We start from the raw sequence: 15,611 nt of genomic DNA on the forward strand, positions 1-15,611 counted from the left end.
CGTCTGACGGCGCCGGGCCGCCGCGCGCCGGGGCGGCCCCGGCGCGCGCGGCGACGCGGCTACTTCGGCGCCTTCGGCACCTTCTCCCAGTCGGCCAGGAACTTCTTCAGGCCGGCGTCGGTGAGCGGGTGCTTCGCGAGCTGCTCGATCACCGAGTACGGGATCGTCGCCACGTCGGCGCCGAGCTTGGCAGCCTCGAGGACGTGGACCGGGTGGCGGACGCTCGCGACCAGCACCTGCGTCTTGAACCCGTAGTTCCGGTAGATCTGGACGATGTCGGCGACCATCGCCATGCCGTCCTGCGAGATGTCGTCGAGCCGCCCGACGAACGGCGAGATGTACGTCGCACCGGCCTTCGCGGCGAGGAGCGCCTGGACCGGCGAGAAGCACAGGGTGACGTTCACCTTGGTGCCCTCGTCGGTGAGCGTCTTCACGGCGCGCAGCCCCTCGACGGTGAGCGGGACCTTGATGACCACCTGCGAGCCGAACTTCGCGTAGTGGCGCCCCTCGCGCAGCATCCCCTCGTAGTCGGTGGCGGTCACCTCGGCCGAGATCGGGCCGGGGACGAGCTGGACGATCTCCTTCAGCACGTCCTCGAAGCCGCGGCCGGTCTTGGCGACGAGCGAGGGGTTGGTGGTCACGCCGTCGCACAGGCCGAGGGCCAGGGCCTTCTTGATCTCGCCGACGTCCGCAGTATCGATGAAGAATTTCATGGTCTTCCTCCAGGGGGCCGGCGTCACATAGCGCACCCGCGCGCCCTGCCGCAAGCGCCGCGGAAGTGCTATATCGGCGGCCGACCATGGCCTCCAGCCGCAGCAGCCGGGCCCGTGTGGTGAAGCTCCCCGTGCGTCGTTCGCGGGCGAGCGCCCGCCCGCGCCCCCGCACCCAGGATCTCGTCGCCTACGGCCGCACCGTCGTCGAGGCCGAGGCGCGCGCCATCGGCGCGGTCCCCCTCGACGACGCCTTCGCCACCGCCGTCCGCTGGATCCTCGGCTGCAAGGGCCGGGTGGTGGTGACGGGGATGGGCAAGCCGGGCTTCGTGGCCCAGAAGATCTCCGCCACGCTGGCCTCCACCGGCACCCCTTCGCTCTATGTCCACCCGGCCGAGGCCGCGCACGGCGACCTGGGCCGCATCGCGCGCGACGACCTGGTCTTCGCGCTCTCGAACTCGGGCGAGACCGAGGAGATCCTCCGGCTGCTCCCGTCGCTCAAGAAGATCGGGGCGAAGATCGTCGCGATCACCGCCGATCGCGCCAACCGGCTGGCGCGGGCGGCGGACCTGGTCATCGCCATCGGGAACGTCGAGGAGGCCTGCCCCATGGGCCTCGCCCCGACCGCGTCCACCGCGGTGCTGCTGGCGGTGGGCGACGCGATCTCGATGACGGTGCTCGCGAACCGCCCGTTCGACCGCGAGGAGTACGCGCTGTTCCACCCGGGCGGCAAGCTCGGGCGCGGGCTGATGAAGGTGCACGAGCTGATGCGCGGCGAGAGCTCGAACCCAGTGGTGCGCGAGGACGCTCCGCTCGCCGCCGCGGTGGCGGTGATGACCGAGACGCCCGGCCGCCCCGGCGCGACCTCGGTGGTCGCCGCCGACGGCACGCTGGTGGGCATCTTCACCGACGGTGACCTGCGCCGCCTGGTCGAGCACGGCGAGACCGACTTCGCGCGCCCGGTCAGCTCCGCCATGTGCCGCGGCCCGAAGACGGTGCGCCCCGACGCGCTGGTGGTGGACGCGGCCCGCGTGCTGCGCCAGGCGCGCATCGACCAGGTGCCGGTGGTGGACGAGGCCGGTCGCCCGGTGGGCCTGCTCGACGTGCAGGACCTCCTCGCCGCCAAGATCCTCTGACCCCGCCGTGGCCCGCGCCCCCCGCCCGCGCGCCGTCCCTCCCCGCCCCGCGCACCGCGCGCGGAGCCTCCCGCGGGAGCGCGCGCTCGTCTCGGCGGTGGTGGAGACCTGCCACCGGCTGGCCGCGCTCGACCTCATCGGCGCGGGCGAGGGGAACGTCTCGGTGCGGCTCGGGCCGGACGCGTTCCTGGTCACCGCCTCGGGCGTGAACAAGGGGCAGCTCCGGCCCGGACACGTGCTGCGCATCGACGGCGACGGCGCGGTGACCCGCGGCGCGGGCCGCCCCTCGACCGAGCTGCGGATGCACCTCGCCGCCTACGCGGCGCGGCCGGACGTGGAGGCCATCGTCCACGCCCACCCCATCACCGCGGTGGCGCTCACCGTCGCGGGCGCGCCGCCGCCGAACGACCTCGTGCCGGAGGCGGCGGTGACGCTGGGCGAGATCGCGCTCGCGCCGTTCGCGACGCCCGGCACCGGCGAGGTGCCCGCCTCGCTCGCGCCGTACCTGGCCCGCCACGACGTGCTGCTGCTCGAGCGCCACGGCGCGCTCGCGCTGGGGCGCACGCTCGCCGAGGCGCTCGACCGGATGGAGACGCTGGAGCGGGTGGCGCGGATCGCGCTCGCCGCCCGGCTCGCGGGCCGCTGCACGCCGCTGCCCGGGGACGCGGTGGACCGGGTGCTCCTCGCCGCCGGCAAGCCGGCGCGGAAGCGCTAGCGCCAGCTCGCGGTTCGACAGGCTCACCGCGAGCGTTCTCGAGCGCCGCTCGCCCCTCGACAGGCTCGGGGCGAGCGGAATCCCGAAAGCCGCTCGGGGTGAGCTCCGTCGAACCCCGAGCGAGGTCGCGGCGCGGAAGCGCTAGGGCAGCGGGTACAGGCCCGCGACCACCAGCGGCGCGCCGGGCGCGCTCGCCAGCAGCTCGGCGACCGTGCGGCCCAGCCCCGGCACCACCAGGTCCGGCGCCAGCTCGGCGAGCGGCTCGAGCACGAAGCGGCGCGCCGCGATGCCGGGGTGCGGGACCATGAGCGCGGGCGTCCGCACCACGCGATCCGCGTGGACGAGCAGGTCGAGGTCGAGCGTGCGCGGGCCCCAGCGCAGGCCGCGGCGGCGGCCGGCGGCGCGCTCGGCCGAGGCGAGCACCGCGTGCAGCGCCTCCGGCGTGAGCCCCGCCTCCAGCTCCAGCACCGCGTTCAGGTAGCGGGGCTGCGGCGGGCCCATGGGCGGCGTGTCGAACACGTGCGAGGCCCGCAGCACCGCCACGCCCGGCGAGGCGCGCAGCACGCGGGCCGCGAGCGCCAGGTTGGCCCAGCGATCGCCGAGGTTGCTGCCCACGCCCACGTACGCGCGCACGATTGCGCCCCTGCCCCGCCGCTCAGGTCACCGGGTTCCGCAGCACGCCGATCCCCGGCACCTCCACCTCCACCCAGTCGCCGCGCCGGATGGGCCCGACGCCCTCGGGCGTGCCGGTGGCGACGACGTCGCCGGGGAGCAGCGTCATGACGCCGGAGATGAACGCCACCAGCGCGTAGACGTCGAACGCCATGTCGCGGGTGTAGCCGCGCTGCCGCTCGGTGCCGTTCACCCGGCAGGCCACCGACGCGTCGAGCGGGTCGAACGCGGTCTCCACCACCGGGCCCACCGGGCAGAACGTGTCGAAGCCCTTCGCGCGCGTGAACTGCTTCTCCTCGCGCTGGATGTCGCGGGCGGTGACGTCGTTCAGGCAGGTGTAGCCGAAGATCGCGCCGCGCGCCTCGGCGGCGCTGGCGTTCGTGAGCGTCCGGCCCATCACCACGCCGAGCTCGCCCTCGTGGTGAACCTCGCGCGACTGCTCCGGGCAGCGGATCGCGTCCTGGGGCCCGATCACCGAGGTGGAGGGCTTCAGGAAGATGAGCGGGGTGGTGGGCACCTCGTTGCCGAGCTCGCGGGCGTGCGCCACGTAGTTGCGCCCCACGCACACGACCTTGGACGGCTCCACCGGCGCGAGCAGCGTCGCCTCGGCGAGCGGCACCCCCGGCCCCTCGGGCAGGCCGCCCGCCCACGGCGCGGCGGTGAGCGGGCGCAGGACCTCGCCCTCCACCAGCGCGTACCGGTCCACGCCGGCGCGCCGGAAGCGGCAGACCCTCACTTCCCGCCCCGCAGGCCCAGCACGTCGGCCATGTCGTAGACACCCGGAGGCTTGCCCGGGAGCCACGCCGCGGCGCGCGCGGCGCCCCGGGCGAACTGCTCGCGGCTGGTGGCGCGGTGGGTGATCTCCACCCGCTCGCCCTCGCCGCAGAAGAACACCGTGTGCTCGCCGACGACGTCGCCGCCGCGCAGCGTCTGGATCCCGATCTGCCAGGGCGGCCGCTCGCCCAGGATGCCGTGGCGCGTGTACGCGAGCGCGTCGGCGGGCGCGCGCCCGAGCGCCTCGGCCGCCACCTCGCCCAGCCGCACCGCGGTGCCGGAGGGCGCGTCGCGCTTGTGCTTGTGGTGGATCTCGACGATCTCGACGTCGTAGCCGTCGCCGAGGACCCGGGCGGCCTGGCGCACCAGCTCGAACACCACGTTCACGCCCACGCTCATGTTCGGCGAGAGCACCACCGGCACCTTCCGCGCCGCCTCGGCCACCTTCGCCTTCGCGTCGGGCGTGAAGCCGGTCGAGCCGATCACGAGCGCGACGCCGGCCGCGGCGCACGCCTGCGCGTGGCGCACCGAGGCCTCGTGGCTGGTGAAGTCGATCACCACGTCGGCGCCGGCGAGCGCCTTCGCGAGGTCGTCCACCACCGCCACGCCGAGCGGCTCGCCGCCCGCGAGCGTCCCCGCGTCCTTGCCGATCGCCGGGCTCCCGGCGCGCTCCACCGCGCCCGACACCGCCAGGCCGGGCGTCGCCCGCACCAGCCGGACGATCTGCGTGCCCATCCGCCCCGCGGCCCCGGTCACCACCACCTTGGTCATGTCAGTCACCCCTGCTCAGGCGAGCTTCAGCCCGAAGCGCACCATCGCGTCGCGCACCTTGGCGAGGCTCGCCTCCGACACCGGCGCGAGCGGCAGGCGCAGCTCGCCGCCCGAGCGGCCGAGCAGCGCCACCGCGGCCTTCACCGGCCCGGGGTTGGTCTCGACGAACATCATCCGGTTCAGCTCGGCCATGGCCGCCTGCTTCGCGAGCGCGCCGGCGAGGTCGCCCGAGCGCGCCGCCACCACCAGCTCCTTCATCGCGCGCGGCGCGACGTTGGCGATCACCGAGATGACGCCGTGGCCGCCGCAGGCGATGTAGGGCAGCACCGTGAAGTCGTCGCCGGAGAGGTAGGCGATCGCGTCCTTGCCGACCTTCTCGACGAGCTGGACCTGCCGGTCCATGTTCGCGGTCGCCTCCTTGATGCCGGCGATGGCGCCCGCCTTCGCGAGCCGGGCCACGGTCTCGGGGAGCAGGTCCACCGAGGTGCGCGACGGCACGTTGTAGGCGACCACCGGGAAGCGCGTCGCCTCCCAGATCGCCTGGTAGTGCCGGAACAGCCCCTCCTGCGTGGGCTTGTTGTAGTAGGGCGTCACCACCAGCGCGGCGTCGGCGCCGAGCGTCTTCGCCAGCTTCACCGACTCGATGGCCTCGTGCGTCGCGTTCGAGCCGGCGCCGGCGATGACCAGCGCCCGGCCGCGCACCGTCTCGATGACGGTCCGGATCACGTCGGCCCGCTCGGCCGGGGTGAGCGTCACGCCCTCGCCGGTGGTGCCGCACGGCACGATGCCGTCCGTCCCCTCGGCGAGCTGCCACTCGGTCAGGTCGCGGAGGGCGCGCAGGTCCACCGCGCCGTCCTTCATCGGGGTGACGATGGCCACCATCGAACCTTCGAGTCGTCGCATGGCGTTCTCCCGGCCGGGGGAAGGTGCTGGATCGTAGCTCATCGCCGCGGGGTGCGGAACCGCTCGGCCTCGGGCTCGGGGGTCTCCCCGCGGACGAGGTCGGCATAGGTCTCGCGCCGGCGCGCCAGCCGGGCGCCGTCGCCGTCCACCAGGACCTCGGCCGCGCGCGGGCGGGAGTTGTAGTTCGAGGACATGGCGAACCCGTAGGCGCCCGCCGAGCGGACCACCAGCAGGTCGCCCCGGACCGGCCGCGGCATGCGCCGCTTGCGCGCCAGGAAGTCCGAGGACTCGCAGATCGGGCCCACCACGTCGCAGACGATCTCCTCCGCGTCCTTCCGCGGCGCGCCGGCCGGCTCGATCTCGTGGTGCGCGTCGTAGTAGCTCGGCCGCACCAGGTCGTTCATGGCCGCGTCCACCACCACGAACACCTTGCGACCGCTCTCCTTCACGTGGAGCACGCGGGTGACGAGCACGCCGGCGTTCCCCACCAGCACGCGCCCGGGCTCGAGCATCACCTCGCCGTCGAAGCGCGAGAGCGCCTTCTTGATGGCCCGGCCGTACTCGTCGGGGTGAGGCGGCTCCTCGTCGGCGTAGGTGATGCCGAGGCCGCCGCCCACGTCGACGTGGCCGAGCCGGATCCCCTGCTTGCCGAGATCCTTCACGAGCGAGAGGACGCGCGCGATGGCGTCCAGGAACGGACGCACCGTGGTGATCTGCGAGCCGATGTGGCAAGCGACGCCGCGGACCTCGAGCGCCGGATCCTGCGCGGCGAGCGCGTAGAGCCGGCGCGCCTCGTCCACCGACACGCCGAACTTGTTCTCGCTGAGGCCGGTGGAGATGTACGGGTGCGTCTTCGGGTCCACGTCCGGGTTCACCCGCAGCGCGACCGGCGCGCGGAGCCCCATGCGCCGCGCGACGATGGAGATCCGCGCCAGCTCCGGCGCGCTCTCCACGTTCAGCACCTTCACCCCGGACTCGAGCGCGAACGCGACCTCGTCGTCGCGCTTGCCCACCCCGCTGAACACCACCTTGCCCGGGTGGCCGCCCGCCTTGAGCACGCGGTACAGCTCGCCGCCCGAGACGATGTCGAACCCGGAGCCGAGCCGCGCGAACAGCGACAGCACCGCCAGGTTGGAGTTCGCCTTCACCGCGTAGCACACCAGGTGGTCGAGCCCGGCCAGCGAGCGGTGCAGCACCTTCCAGTGCCGGGTGAGCGTCGCGGTCGAGTAGACGTAGAGCGGCGTGCCGTACGCCCGCGCCAGCTCCTCCACCGGGACGGCCTCGGCGTGCAGGACGCCGCGCTTGCGCTGGAAGTGGTTCATGGGGTCCCCCCGGGCGCGGCCGGTGCTTCCGGCGCCGGGGCTTCGGTTGGGGTGGCCGGCGGCGCTGCGGGCGGCGAGGCGGGCGCGGCCACCGGGTGCGCCGGGGCGGGTCGCGCGGGCGGGCGCGGCGGGCCCTTCACGCCGCAGCCGGCGAGCCCGGCCGCCGCGAGCGTCGCGAGGAGCAGCTGGCGCGCGCCGCTCATCGGCGCGCCTTCCCGAGCGCCTTCTCCCAGCGGCGCAGCTCGGCGCGGACCGCCCGCGGTCCGGGTGCGCCGGGGAGCTCCCGCCGCCTCAGGCTGCGGCGGGCGTCGAAGCAGCGGAGCACGTCCTTCTCGAACCGCCGGTGGAACGTCGCCCACTCCGCCGCGGTCAGGCGCGCCATCGGCCGCCCCTCGCGCGCCGAGAACGCGGCCGCCTTGCCCACGGCCTCGTGCGCCTCGCGGAACGGGACGCCGCGATCCACCAGGTACTCGGCCGCGTCGGTGGCGAGCGCCTCGCCGGAGCCGAGCGCCTCCTCCATCCGCGCGGCGTGGAACGTGGCCGTCTCGACCGCGCCGGCCACCGCGTCGGCGGTGAGCACCAGCGCCTCGGGCCCGCCCAGCAGCGGCCGCTTGTCCTCCTGCAGGTCGCGGTTGTACGAGAGCGGCAGGCCCTTCAGGATCGCGAGCAGCGCCACGAGGTCGCCCAGCGCGCGCCCGGCGCGGCCGCGGGCCAGCTCGCCCACGTCCGGGTTCTTCTTCTGCGGCATGAGCGAGGAGCCGGTGGCGAACGCGTCCGAGAGCGTCGCGAAGCCGAACTCCTTCGTGGTCCAGAGCACCAGCTCCTCGCCGATGCGCGAGAGGTGCACCGCGGCGAGCGCGCACGCGAACAGCAGCTCGGCGGCGCTGTCGCGGTCGGAGACCGCGTCGAGCGAGTTGTGCGTCACGCCGGCGAGGCCGAGGCGCGCGGCCACCGCCTCGCGGTCGAGCGGCAGGGTGGTGCCGGCGAGCGCGCCCGAGCCGAGCGGCGAGATGGCGGCGCGGCGGCGCACCTCGGCGAACCGCTCGCGGTCGCGCCCGAACATCTCCACGTAGGCGAGCAGGTGGTGCGCGAGCGAGACCGGCTGCGCGCGCTGCAGGTGCGTGTAGCCGGGCAGGATGGTCCGCTCGTGCGCGCGGGCCTGACCGAGGAACGCGCGCTGCAGCCGCTCCAGCGCGGCGTCGCAGCGATCGCAGGCGCCCACGATGAAGAGCCGCTCGTCGAGCGCGACCTGGTCGTTGCGGCTGCGGCCGGCGTGCAGGTAGCCCGCGTCCTTCCCCACCAGCTCGCCCAGGCGCCGCTCCACGTGCGTGTGCACGTCCTCGAGCGCCGGGTCGAAGCGGATCTTGCCGGCGGCGAACTCGGCCCGGACCTGGTCGAGCGCGGCCACGATGCGGCGGGCCGCCGCCTTCGGCACGATGCCCTGCGCCGCCAGCATGGACACGTGCGCCTGGCTGCCGCGGATGTCCTCCGCGTACAGCGCGCCGTCGTCCTGGATGGACACCGAAAGGGCCACGAGGCGAGGATCGGCCTCGCCGGCGAGCGCGGCCCGGGACACGGGTTTCGCCTTCGAATTCGCTCTCATGCGGGGCGGAGGACGCTATCACACCCGGGCGCCACCCAGGAACCTCCGCGCGCCGCGCCGGCTCTCACCTCGCGAGCGCCGGATCCGGGCGCGACACCTTCCAGGAGAGAGGCGTCAGATGGCCAGCGAGACGTTCGTCACGTTCCCCGGCGGCAAGCGGGTGGACACCACCATCGGCAACCACGTCATCCGCACCGACCAGCCGGTCGCGAGCGGCGGCGAGGACTCCGCCCCGTCGCCCTTCAACCTGTTCATGGCCGCGATCGGCACCTGCGCCGGCATCTACGTGCTCGGCTTCTGCCAGAAGCGCGAGCTGCCCACCGACGGCATCCGCCTCCGCCAGCGCGCGCACTTCGACCCGGAGACCGGCGTGCTCGCGCGCGTCGAGCTCGACATCGAGGTCCCGCCGACGTTCCCGGAGAAGTACCGCGAGGCGCTGGTCCGCGTGGCGGACCAGTGCGCGGTGAAGAAGGCGATCCAGGCGCAGCCGGCGTTCGAGGTGAAGACGGTGGTGGCGGCGGGCTGAGCCCCGCCGCCCCACGGGCGCGTTCCGCTCGCCCCTCGACGAGCTCGGGGCGAGCGGCAGCCGGAGACGTCCAGCAGGGAGGGGCCCCAGCCGCAGGCTGGGGAGGGGTGCAACCCCTCCCCGCGGGGACCGCTCGCGCGCCCGCGCAGGCGGGCGCGAGCGGTCACGGCCCCCGCGGAGCAGGAGTGGGGCCCCGACGGCTCCGCCGGCGGGGCGAGGGCGCAGCCCTCGTTAAAACTTGGCCGCCAGGCCGAAGCCCAGCACCCAGCCGCGCGAGAGCGAGTTGCCGAGGCCGCCGAACGGCTGGAGCACGCCGCCCTCGGCCCACGTCGTGAAGCCGTTGCCCGAGTCGAGCGAGAGGCGCGCGTCGGCCTCGACGGCCAGCGGCTTCTTGCCCTGCTTCTGGAGCACGTACGCGCCGGTGGTGCTGGTGGCGTCCTCCGCCACCGCGCTCGGGACCGAGCCGCCGGACAGCGCCTGCGAGTAGACGAGCGCGCCGTCGAGCGCGAGGCCCGGCAGGATGTCCCAGCGCAGCGACGGCTTCAGGTACCAGGCGTCGGTCACCTGGCCGATGATGTGCCGCCACAGGATCAGGTCCACGCGGTAGGCGGGGTTGAAGCGGAAGTTGCGGATGGCGCCGTCCCCGGGCTGGCCGAACTGCGGACCGTCGATGGAGCCGTATGGCGGGAGCATGGTGTTGCCGCTCGCGTCGGTCGCCTTGCGCTCGGTGTCCACGCCGAAGCCAGGGGCCGAGTCGCCGCTCGCGACGCCCAGCTCGGCGCCGAGCGTCACCTTGTTCGGGATGGCCTTGTAGCGCGCGGTCAGCGTGGCCGCCCACTGGCGCAGCAGGACGCGGCCGAGCGACGAGATCACCTGGCGCGTGGGGTCGGTCGCGTCCGGCACGTACTCGAACGCCTCGCCGATGTGGCCGTACACCCCGACCGTCTCCAGCTCGAGGTGCCAGCGCTGGGTGACGAGGCGGGCCCAGAAGTCCGCCACCTGCGTGTACGCGTTCCGCTTCACCTTGTCCGGCTCGGTGGCCGGGTCCCCGGTGTCGCCGTAGGAGCCGTCGTAGCCCTGCGTGCGCCACGTCGGGTAGGTCCAGCGCTGCGTCCGGTACAGGTAGTAGAGGCCGTAGTTGAAGGAGCTGGCGCCGCGCTCGACCTTCCGGCGGATCTCGTCCTCGGTGTCGAGGCGCGCGATCTTGAGCGCGAACGTGCGGGCGTCGTCGCCGGACTCGGCGTCGAACGGCTGGCCCAGCCCGGGGCCGAAGTGCGGATCGGGGTGGAGCACGCCCTCGGAGTCGAAGTCCAGCATCGGCACGAAGCTGAGCTTGCCGATGGGCGTCGCGACCGGCGGGAGCGCGAACTGGATGCGATCCACCGTGTCGCCGTAGTCGTCGTCGATCTTGCTGCCGGCGCTGGTGAGGATGCCGAGGCCCCACTCCGAGGGCATGCGGCCGAAGCTGAGCAGGCCCACCGGCGTCTGCACCTCGGCCCAGGCGCGCTTCGGCTGGATCGCGTCGCGGTCGGCGCTGGCGTCGCGCTTCGAGAGCGCGCGCGACGAGCCGTAGAACGAGGCGGTGTAGGGGGAGTGGTACGAGTCGAACAGGTCGCTGTTCGAGGAGCCGAGCACGTAGTTGTCGAGGACGTCGATCTGGGCCTTCACCCGGACGCGTTCCGAGATGTTCAGCGTGGGCTCGGCGCGCAGGCGCATGTTGGTCGAGGCGAGCGAGCCGCGGTTCGTGCCCTGCAGCGGCCGCGGGAAGTAGCTGTGGCCGGCGGCGTCGGTGCCGCCCAGATCGAGGTTGTCGTAGAGGTCGCCGCGGAGCCGGAGGTAGCCGTCCAGCTGCAGGAACTCGAGCTTCGGCCCCTCGGCGACGGCGCCCATGAACTCGGCGGCCGACTGCGCGCCCTGGATCTCGGCGCGGACCTCGTCGCGCAGCTCCTCCTTCGCCTTCTCGACCGCGCGCTGGATGGCGGCACGCGTCTTCGCGTCCAGCTCGGCGTCCTTGGGCGCCTCCGCGGCGGGCTTGGCCGCGTCCGGGGCCGCGTCCGGGGCCGGAGCCGGGGCCGGCGCGCCGGATTCGGCCGCCTGCGCGCGCGCCGCGCCGGGGAGCAGGAGGAGCGCCGCGATCGCGGCCGCGAGGAGGCGGGACATGTGTGCGACCCCTTCCGAAGAGGAACGGCTGGATAAAACACGCGCTTCGGAGGCGGTCAACTGTTGGAACGAGGGCTGCGCCCTCCGACCTCGGCCGCTCATCCCGAGCGTAGCCCGCACCGGCCGGTGCCGGCGGAGTCGAGGGAGGGCTGGGGGGGTCGCTCGCAACGAGGGCTGCGCCCTCGCCCCGCCGGCGAAGCCGTCGGGGCCCCACTCCTGCTGCGCGGGGCCCATGACCTCGCGCGCCCGCTTCGCGGGTTCGCGCGAGGTCCCCGCGGGCGCGCCTGGCGGCGCGCGGTCGCTGGCCACGGCGCTCGTCGGCCCTATTTGCCGCCCTCCTTCAGCTCGACCAGCACGCCGCGGCTGCCCTTGGGGTGGACGAAGGCCACCCTGGATCCTCCCGCGCCCGGGCGCGGCACCTCGTCGAGCAGCGGCGCGCCCTGCGCCTTCAGCGCGGCCATCGCCCTGGCGATGTCCGGCACCTCCAGGCAGACGTGGTGCAGGCCCTCGCCGCGCTTCTCGATGGTCTTCGCCATCGGGCTGTCGGGCCCGGCCGGCGAGACGAGCTCGATCCGCCCGGCGCCGTGCCCGAAGATGGCGACCCGGACCTTCTCCGTCGGGACCTCCTCGATCTCGGGCTCGGGCAGCCCGTAGACGTCGCGGTAGAGCTTCACCGCCGCGTCGAGGTCGGACACCAGGATGGCGACGTGATCGAGACCGGTCATGCGCGCTCCCTCGGGAAGGTGGGAGCGCGAGTAAACCGCAGCCGGCGGCCCGCCGCAACGCGGGGGGGGCGCTACTTCGCGCCCTTCACGTCGACCTTCTCCACCTTGAGCGCGCCGAGCAGGCCCACCGCGTCCTCCTGCTTGTCGGTGCCGAGCGCCACGTGGGTCGCGTCCGCCACCGGCTGCCCGAAGATCGGGTCGATGGCGATCCACTCGCCGGCGCTCCGCACCTCCGCCCAGGCGTGCCAGTAGAGCGCGTCCTTGCCGTCGGCGTAGCGCGCGTAGACGAGGCCGTAGACCTGCCGCGAGGGGATCCCCAGCGCGCGCGCCAGCGCCACCGTCAGCACCGCGTGCTCGGTGCAGTCGCCCTTCCGCGCCGCGAGCACGTCGCTCGCCCGATCGTTGCTCGCCCCGTACGCCTTCTCGAGGTGCTCGTTCACCCAGCGCGCCAGCGCGAGCGCGGCCTCGTACGTGCCGCGCGCGTCGCCCGCCACCTGCTTGGCCAGCGCTGCGATCGCGGGCGCGTCGGAGTCCACCTGCGGCGTGGCGGCGAGGTCGTCGCGGCTCGCCCCCTCCCCCGCCCGCGCGAGCGGCGTGTCCCGGGCCGGCTCCGCCGCGGCGGGCGGCTTCGCGGTGATGGTGAGGAGCGTGGTGCCCTCCGGGCCGCGCTCGTACCGCTGGCGCTGGTCCGCCTTCTGGAACGCGGCCGGGAGCCCCCGCAGGCGGTAGGTGATGGTGGAGGGCACGGTGCGCGGCAGCGGCCTCGGCAACGGCACGCGGCCGAGCGCGAACAGGTCCACCTCGTCGAGCCGCTGCGCGCGATCCGACGGCTCGGGACGGCCCACGATCGCGTCGCCGAGGTGCCACTCCACGATCCGTCCGTCGTCCGCCACCTTGTACTGGATGGCCACGCGGTCGCCGATCTCCGACTCCTCGACGACCGAGACCTCCTCCTGCACGCCCGCGCCGGCCACCGGCTCCCGGCGGACGAACACGTGCTGCACCTCGCGGACCCGCAGCTTGAGCAGGTCGAGCTGCTTGCCGCGGACGGTGCTGCGCCGCGCGGCCGCGAGCCGGACGCCGTCCGCCATCTCGGCGGTCTCGGCCACGCCCTCCAGCTCCTGCTCGCGCGTGCCGTCGGCGGCGGTGACGATGAGCTTGCAGCGGTCCTTCGCGCAGGTGCCGGTGACCGTCCGCTCGCCGCCGTCGCCGGAGAACGCCGCCTTGAACCCCACCAGCCGGCCGGCCGCGCGCGCCTCCCAGACGCGCTCCTCGCTCTGGCGCCGCTCCACGGTGTTGCCGCCCACGTTCACGCGCAGCAGCATCTCGCTCCGCCCGACCAGCACGTCGCGCCCGTCGCGCAGCTCGCGGCTCAGCTCGACCTTGCTCCAGCCCGCCTTCTGGCCGACCAGGTACAGGCCGAACCACTCCGGCCCCACCGGCCGCGGCACCGTGAGCACGTCGGCGAGGTCGCCGGACCCGGCGGCCAGCGCCGCCTGCGGCGGGCGCGGCGGCGCCTTCACCGGCTGCGGCCGCTGCTCGGGGCAGGCGGCGAGCGCGAGGGAGGTCGAGCAGCAGAGGGCGACGAGGGCGAGGCGCGCGGAGGTCGGGGTCGTCATGAGGGCGTTCCGAGGAACGCCGCTGTTCTACCAAAAACTCGCCTTCGGGATCGGCCCGGCCAGAATCGGCGCGATGGGCGCGATCTGGACGGTGCTCCTGGGGGCCTCCCTCGTCGTCGCGGCGGTGAACGGGCGGATGGGCGCGCTCACCGCGGCGGCGCTGGACTCCGCCGCGAAGGCGGTGACGCTCTCGCTCGGGCTGGCTGGCGCCATGGCGCTGTGGCTGGGCCTCATGAAGGTGGCCGAGGAGGCCGGCCTGGTGCGGGCGCTCGCCCGGGCGGCGCGGCCGGTGCTCGTCCGGCTGTTCCCGGAGGTGCCGGCGGACCACCCGGCCATGGGCGCGATGCTCATGAACCTCTCCGCGAACGCGCTCGGCCTGGGCAACGCGGCCACCCCGTTCGGCGTGAAGGCCATGCAGGCGCTCGAGGAGCTCAACCCGCGCAAGGGCACCGCCTCCGACGCGCAGGCCCTGCTGTGCGCCCTCAACACCGCCTCGGTGCAGCTCGTCCCGGCGAGCGTCATCGCGCTGCGCGCCGCGGCGGGCTCGCGCGCGCCGGCCGAGATCCTCGGCGCCACGCTCTGCGCCTCGGCCTGCGGGGTGGTGGTGGCGGTCGTCGCCGCGAAGGCGCTCCGCCGGCTCTACCTGGCGGCGGCGCCGGCGGGCCCCGAGGCGGCGCCGTGATCCGCGGCGCGCTCGACGTCCTCTCGACCTGGGCGATCCCGGTGCTGCTGGCGGGCATCCCGGCGGTTGCGCTCGCCCGCGGCGTGAAGGTGTATCCGGTCTTCGTCGAGGGCGCGAAGGAGGGCTTCGCGACCGCGGTGCGGATCATCCCGGCGCTGGTCGCCATCTTCGTCGCGCTGGGGATGCTGCGCGCCTCCGGCGCCATGGAGGCCGCGGCGGCCGCGCTCGCGCCGGTCACCTCCGCGCTCGGCCTGCCCGCGAGCGTCCTGCCGCTCGTCCTCGTCCGGCCGCTCTCCGGCGGGGCGGCGCTCGGCGTGGTCGGGGACGTGCTCCGGAGCGAGGGGCCGGACGGCTACGCCGGGCGGCTCGCCTCGGTGATGGCCGGCTCGACCGAGACGACGTTCTACGTGCTCGCGGTCTACATGGGCGCGGCGGGGATCACCCGGTACCGCCAGGCGCTCCCGGCCGCGCTGCTCGCCGACCTGGCCGGCTTCGCCGCCGCCATCGTGACGGTGCGGCTGCTGCTCGGCGGGCCGTGACCTACCGCGGCGCCCAGCTCGTGGTGATCCGCGCGAGCTCCTTCTCGTCCTCCTCGCGCACGATGGCGTGCGCGAACGCGCCGGGCCCGGTGCGCGCCAGGCGCGAGAGGACCGCGCTGCCGTAGTGGCACTCGGCGAGGTACTGGACCTCGAGCGCCGCCACCCGCGAGCCCGTGTACACGTCCTTCGGGATCGCCTCGAGCGCCCAGGCGACGTAGCTGCCGTTGTTGACGTGCAGGTTCAGGTCGATGTCCTGGTAGCGGACGTGGAAGCGCTTCTGGAACTCCCAGGTGCGCAGCTCCGGGAGCTTGCCCGGCGCGACCTCGACGATGGGCTTGCCGAGCTCGCGCGGGAAGCGCGCGTCGAGCACCGCCTCCGGGCGCACCGGCTTGCGCGTCTTCACGTCGAGCACGAACCACTGCGTGGTGCCGCGCGCCACCTCGGCGCCGTCGCGGCGGCGCACCACGAAGTCGCGGAGCGCGGCGAGCCGGTCCAGGCCCACCGGCCAGGTCTCCACCTCGAGCACGTCGCCGAGCCGGATGGGCACCGGCGTCTCGGTCCGCTGCCGGACCAGCACCCAGGTCAGCCCCTTCTCCATGAGCGCGTCGATGCCGACGCCCAGCCGGCCGGCGTGCAGCCCGGCGGCCTCCATCAGGAAGCCGGTGAGCGCGGGCGGCGCCAGCGTCCCGAACGCGTCCACCTCGTAGCTGTGGACCGCGAACGACTCCTTGAAGGTCTCCATGCCGCGGCTCTC

At 74.5% G+C, this 15,611-nt stretch carries 16 protein-coding genes; 5 read left to right on the forward strand and 11 right to left on the reverse strand.

The window, feature by feature from the left end; translation table 11 throughout:
- Positions 1 to 59: 59 nt before the first annotated feature.
- Entirely contained in the window at positions 60 to 713 is a 654-nt protein-coding gene (gene fsa, locus A2CP1_RS21205) for a fructose-6-phosphate aldolase (RefSeq protein ID WP_015935239.1), read from the reverse strand.
- A gap of 86 nt (positions 714 to 799) precedes the next feature.
- Between fsa and A2CP1_RS21210 the strand changes: the two genes are divergently transcribed.
- Both A2CP1_RS21210 and A2CP1_RS21215 read left to right on the forward strand, forming a co-directional pair.
- Entirely contained in the window at positions 800 to 1,846 is a 1,047-nt protein-coding gene (locus tag A2CP1_RS21210) for a KpsF/GutQ family sugar-phosphate isomerase (RefSeq protein ID WP_015935240.1), read from the forward strand.
- A gap of 7 nt (positions 1,847 to 1,853) precedes the next feature.
- Entirely contained in the window at positions 1,854 to 2,561 is a 708-nt protein-coding gene (locus A2CP1_RS21215) for a class II aldolase/adducin family protein (RefSeq protein WP_015935241.1), read from the forward strand.
- 141 nt (positions 2,562 to 2,702) lie between these two features.
- Here the strand turns inward: A2CP1_RS21215 and folK are convergent, their stop codons facing one another.
- The 6 genes from folK to argH all read right to left on the reverse strand — a co-directional run bounded on the left by folK (position 2,703) and on the right by argH (position 8,606).
- Positions 2,703 to 3,194, reverse strand: coding sequence for a 2-amino-4-hydroxy-6-hydroxymethyldihydropteridine diphosphokinase (gene folK / locus A2CP1_RS21220; RefSeq protein ID WP_015935242.1), 492 nt, complete (start codon positions 3,192 to 3,194; stop codon positions 2,703 to 2,705).
- A gap of 22 nt (positions 3,195 to 3,216) precedes the next feature.
- Positions 3,217 to 3,969 carry a fumarylacetoacetate hydrolase family protein gene (locus tag A2CP1_RS21225; RefSeq protein ID WP_015935243.1) on the reverse strand — a complete coding sequence of 251 codons (753 nt, stop codon included), beginning with the start codon at positions 3,967 to 3,969 and terminating at the stop codon, positions 3,217 to 3,219.
- Positions 3,966 to 4,778: a 4-hydroxy-tetrahydrodipicolinate reductase gene (gene dapB, locus A2CP1_RS21230; protein WP_015935244.1), complete on the reverse strand. Its 813-nt coding sequence runs from the start codon at positions 4,776 to 4,778 to the stop codon at positions 3,966 to 3,968. The genes A2CP1_RS21225 and dapB overlap by 4 nt, the downstream gene beginning before the upstream one ends.
- Positions 4,779 to 4,793: 15 nt before the next feature.
- Positions 4,794 to 5,681, reverse strand: a complete 888-nt coding sequence (gene dapA / locus A2CP1_RS21235; protein WP_015935245.1) for a 4-hydroxy-tetrahydrodipicolinate synthase — start codon at positions 5,679 to 5,681, stop codon at positions 4,794 to 4,796.
- A 38-nt stretch (positions 5,682 to 5,719) separates the two neighbouring features.
- Complete coding sequence (lysA, locus tag A2CP1_RS21240) at positions 5,720 to 7,003, reverse strand: diaminopimelate decarboxylase (RefSeq protein WP_015935246.1); 1,284 nt, start codon at positions 7,001 to 7,003, stop codon at positions 5,720 to 5,722.
- 199 nt (positions 7,004 to 7,202) lie between these two features.
- Entirely contained in the window at positions 7,203 to 8,606 is a 1,404-nt protein-coding gene (argH, locus tag A2CP1_RS21245) for an argininosuccinate lyase (RefSeq protein ID WP_015935248.1), read from the reverse strand.
- 118 nt (positions 8,607 to 8,724) lie between these two features.
- Here argH and A2CP1_RS21250 point away from each other — a divergent pair, with 118 nt between their 5' ends.
- The gene (locus A2CP1_RS21250; protein WP_015935249.1) at positions 8,725 to 9,132 is read left to right on the forward strand and encodes an OsmC family protein; all 408 of its coding nucleotides are present in this window, start codon (positions 8,725 to 8,727) and stop codon (positions 9,130 to 9,132) included.
- Between the two features lie 231 nt (positions 9,133 to 9,363).
- Here A2CP1_RS21250 and A2CP1_RS21255 read toward each other — a convergent pair whose 3' ends face one another.
- The 3 genes from A2CP1_RS21255 to A2CP1_RS21265 form a co-directional block, all read right to left on the reverse strand.
- Entirely contained in the window at positions 9,364 to 11,292 is a 1,929-nt protein-coding gene (locus A2CP1_RS21255; RefSeq protein WP_015935250.1) for a TIGR04551 family protein, read from the reverse strand.
- A gap of 323 nt (positions 11,293 to 11,615) precedes the next feature.
- The gene (gene mce, locus A2CP1_RS21260; RefSeq protein ID WP_015935251.1) at positions 11,616 to 12,017 is read right to left on the reverse strand and encodes a methylmalonyl-CoA epimerase; all 402 of its coding nucleotides are present in this window, start codon (positions 12,015 to 12,017) and stop codon (positions 11,616 to 11,618) included.
- A 71-nt stretch (positions 12,018 to 12,088) separates the two neighbouring features.
- Complete coding sequence (locus A2CP1_RS21265; protein WP_015935252.1) at positions 12,089 to 13,636, reverse strand: transglutaminase-like domain-containing protein; 1,548 nt, start codon at positions 13,634 to 13,636, stop codon at positions 12,089 to 12,091.
- On the opposite strand from A2CP1_RS21265, the gene A2CP1_RS23565 reads away from it, so the two are divergent.
- Positions 13,635 to 14,318 carry a nucleoside recognition domain-containing protein gene (locus tag A2CP1_RS23565; protein ID WP_245529887.1) on the forward strand — a complete coding sequence of 228 codons (684 nt, stop codon included), beginning with the start codon at positions 13,635 to 13,637 and terminating at the stop codon, positions 14,316 to 14,318. The two genes, A2CP1_RS21265 and A2CP1_RS23565, sit on opposite strands and share 2 nt — an antisense overlap.
- Entirely contained in the window at positions 14,315 to 14,857 is a 543-nt protein-coding gene (locus A2CP1_RS23570) for a spore maturation protein (RefSeq protein ID WP_012528157.1), read from the forward strand. Before A2CP1_RS23565 ends, A2CP1_RS23570 begins: the two co-directional genes overlap by 4 nt.
- A 1-nt stretch (position 14,858) precedes the next feature.
- On the opposite strand, the gene A2CP1_RS21280 is transcribed toward A2CP1_RS23570, so the two are convergent.
- Entirely contained in the window at positions 14,859 to 15,599 is a 741-nt protein-coding gene (locus A2CP1_RS21280; protein ID WP_015935254.1) for an acyl-[acyl-carrier-protein] thioesterase, read from the reverse strand.
- Positions 15,600 to 15,611 lie beyond the last annotated feature (12 nt).

The organism is Anaeromyxobacter dehalogenans 2CP-1, from assembly GCF_000022145.1.
Lineage (GTDB): Bacteria > Myxococcota > Myxococcia > Myxococcales > Anaeromyxobacteraceae > Anaeromyxobacter > Anaeromyxobacter dehalogenans.

Bases quoted from the DNA above. Each gene is read 5' to 3' on its own strand.
- A2CP1_RS21265 (WP_015935252.1), bottom strand. From the start codon at position 13,636: ATGACGACCCCGACCTCCGCGCGCCTCGCCCTCGTCGCCCTCTGCTGC.
- A2CP1_RS21255 (WP_015935250.1), bottom strand. From the start codon at position 11,292: ATGTCCCGCCTCCTCGCGGCCGCGATCGCGGCGCTCCTCCTGCTCCCC.
- mce (WP_015935251.1), bottom strand. From the start codon at position 12,017: ATGACCGGTCTCGATCACGTCGCCATCCTGGTGTCCGACCTCGACGCG.
- lysA (WP_015935246.1), bottom strand. From the start codon at position 7,003: ATGAACCACTTCCAGCGCAAGCGCGGCGTCCTGCACGCCGAGGCCGTC.
- A2CP1_RS21210 (WP_015935240.1), top strand. From the start codon at position 800: ATGGCCTCCAGCCGCAGCAGCCGGGCCCGTGTGGTGAAGCTCCCCGTG.
- A2CP1_RS21280 (WP_015935254.1), bottom strand. From the start codon at position 15,599: ATGGAGACCTTCAAGGAGTCGTTCGCGGTCCACAGCTACGAGGTGGAC.
- dapA (WP_015935245.1), bottom strand. From the start codon at position 5,681: ATGCGACGACTCGAAGGTTCGATGGTGGCCATCGTCACCCCGATGAAG.
- fsa (WP_015935239.1), bottom strand. From the start codon at position 713: ATGAAATTCTTCATCGATACTGCGGACGTCGGCGAGATCAAGAAGGCC.
- A2CP1_RS21250 (WP_015935249.1), top strand. From the start codon at position 8,725: ATGGCCAGCGAGACGTTCGTCACGTTCCCCGGCGGCAAGCGGGTGGAC.
- dapB (WP_015935244.1), bottom strand. From the start codon at position 4,778: ATGACCAAGGTGGTGGTGACCGGGGCCGCGGGGCGGATGGGCACGCAG.
- argH (WP_015935248.1), bottom strand. From the start codon at position 8,606: ATGAGAGCGAATTCGAAGGCGAAACCCGTGTCCCGGGCCGCGCTCGCC.
- A2CP1_RS23565 (WP_245529887.1), top strand. From the start codon at position 13,635: ATGAGGGCGTTCCGAGGAACGCCGCTGTTCTACCAAAAACTCGCCTTC.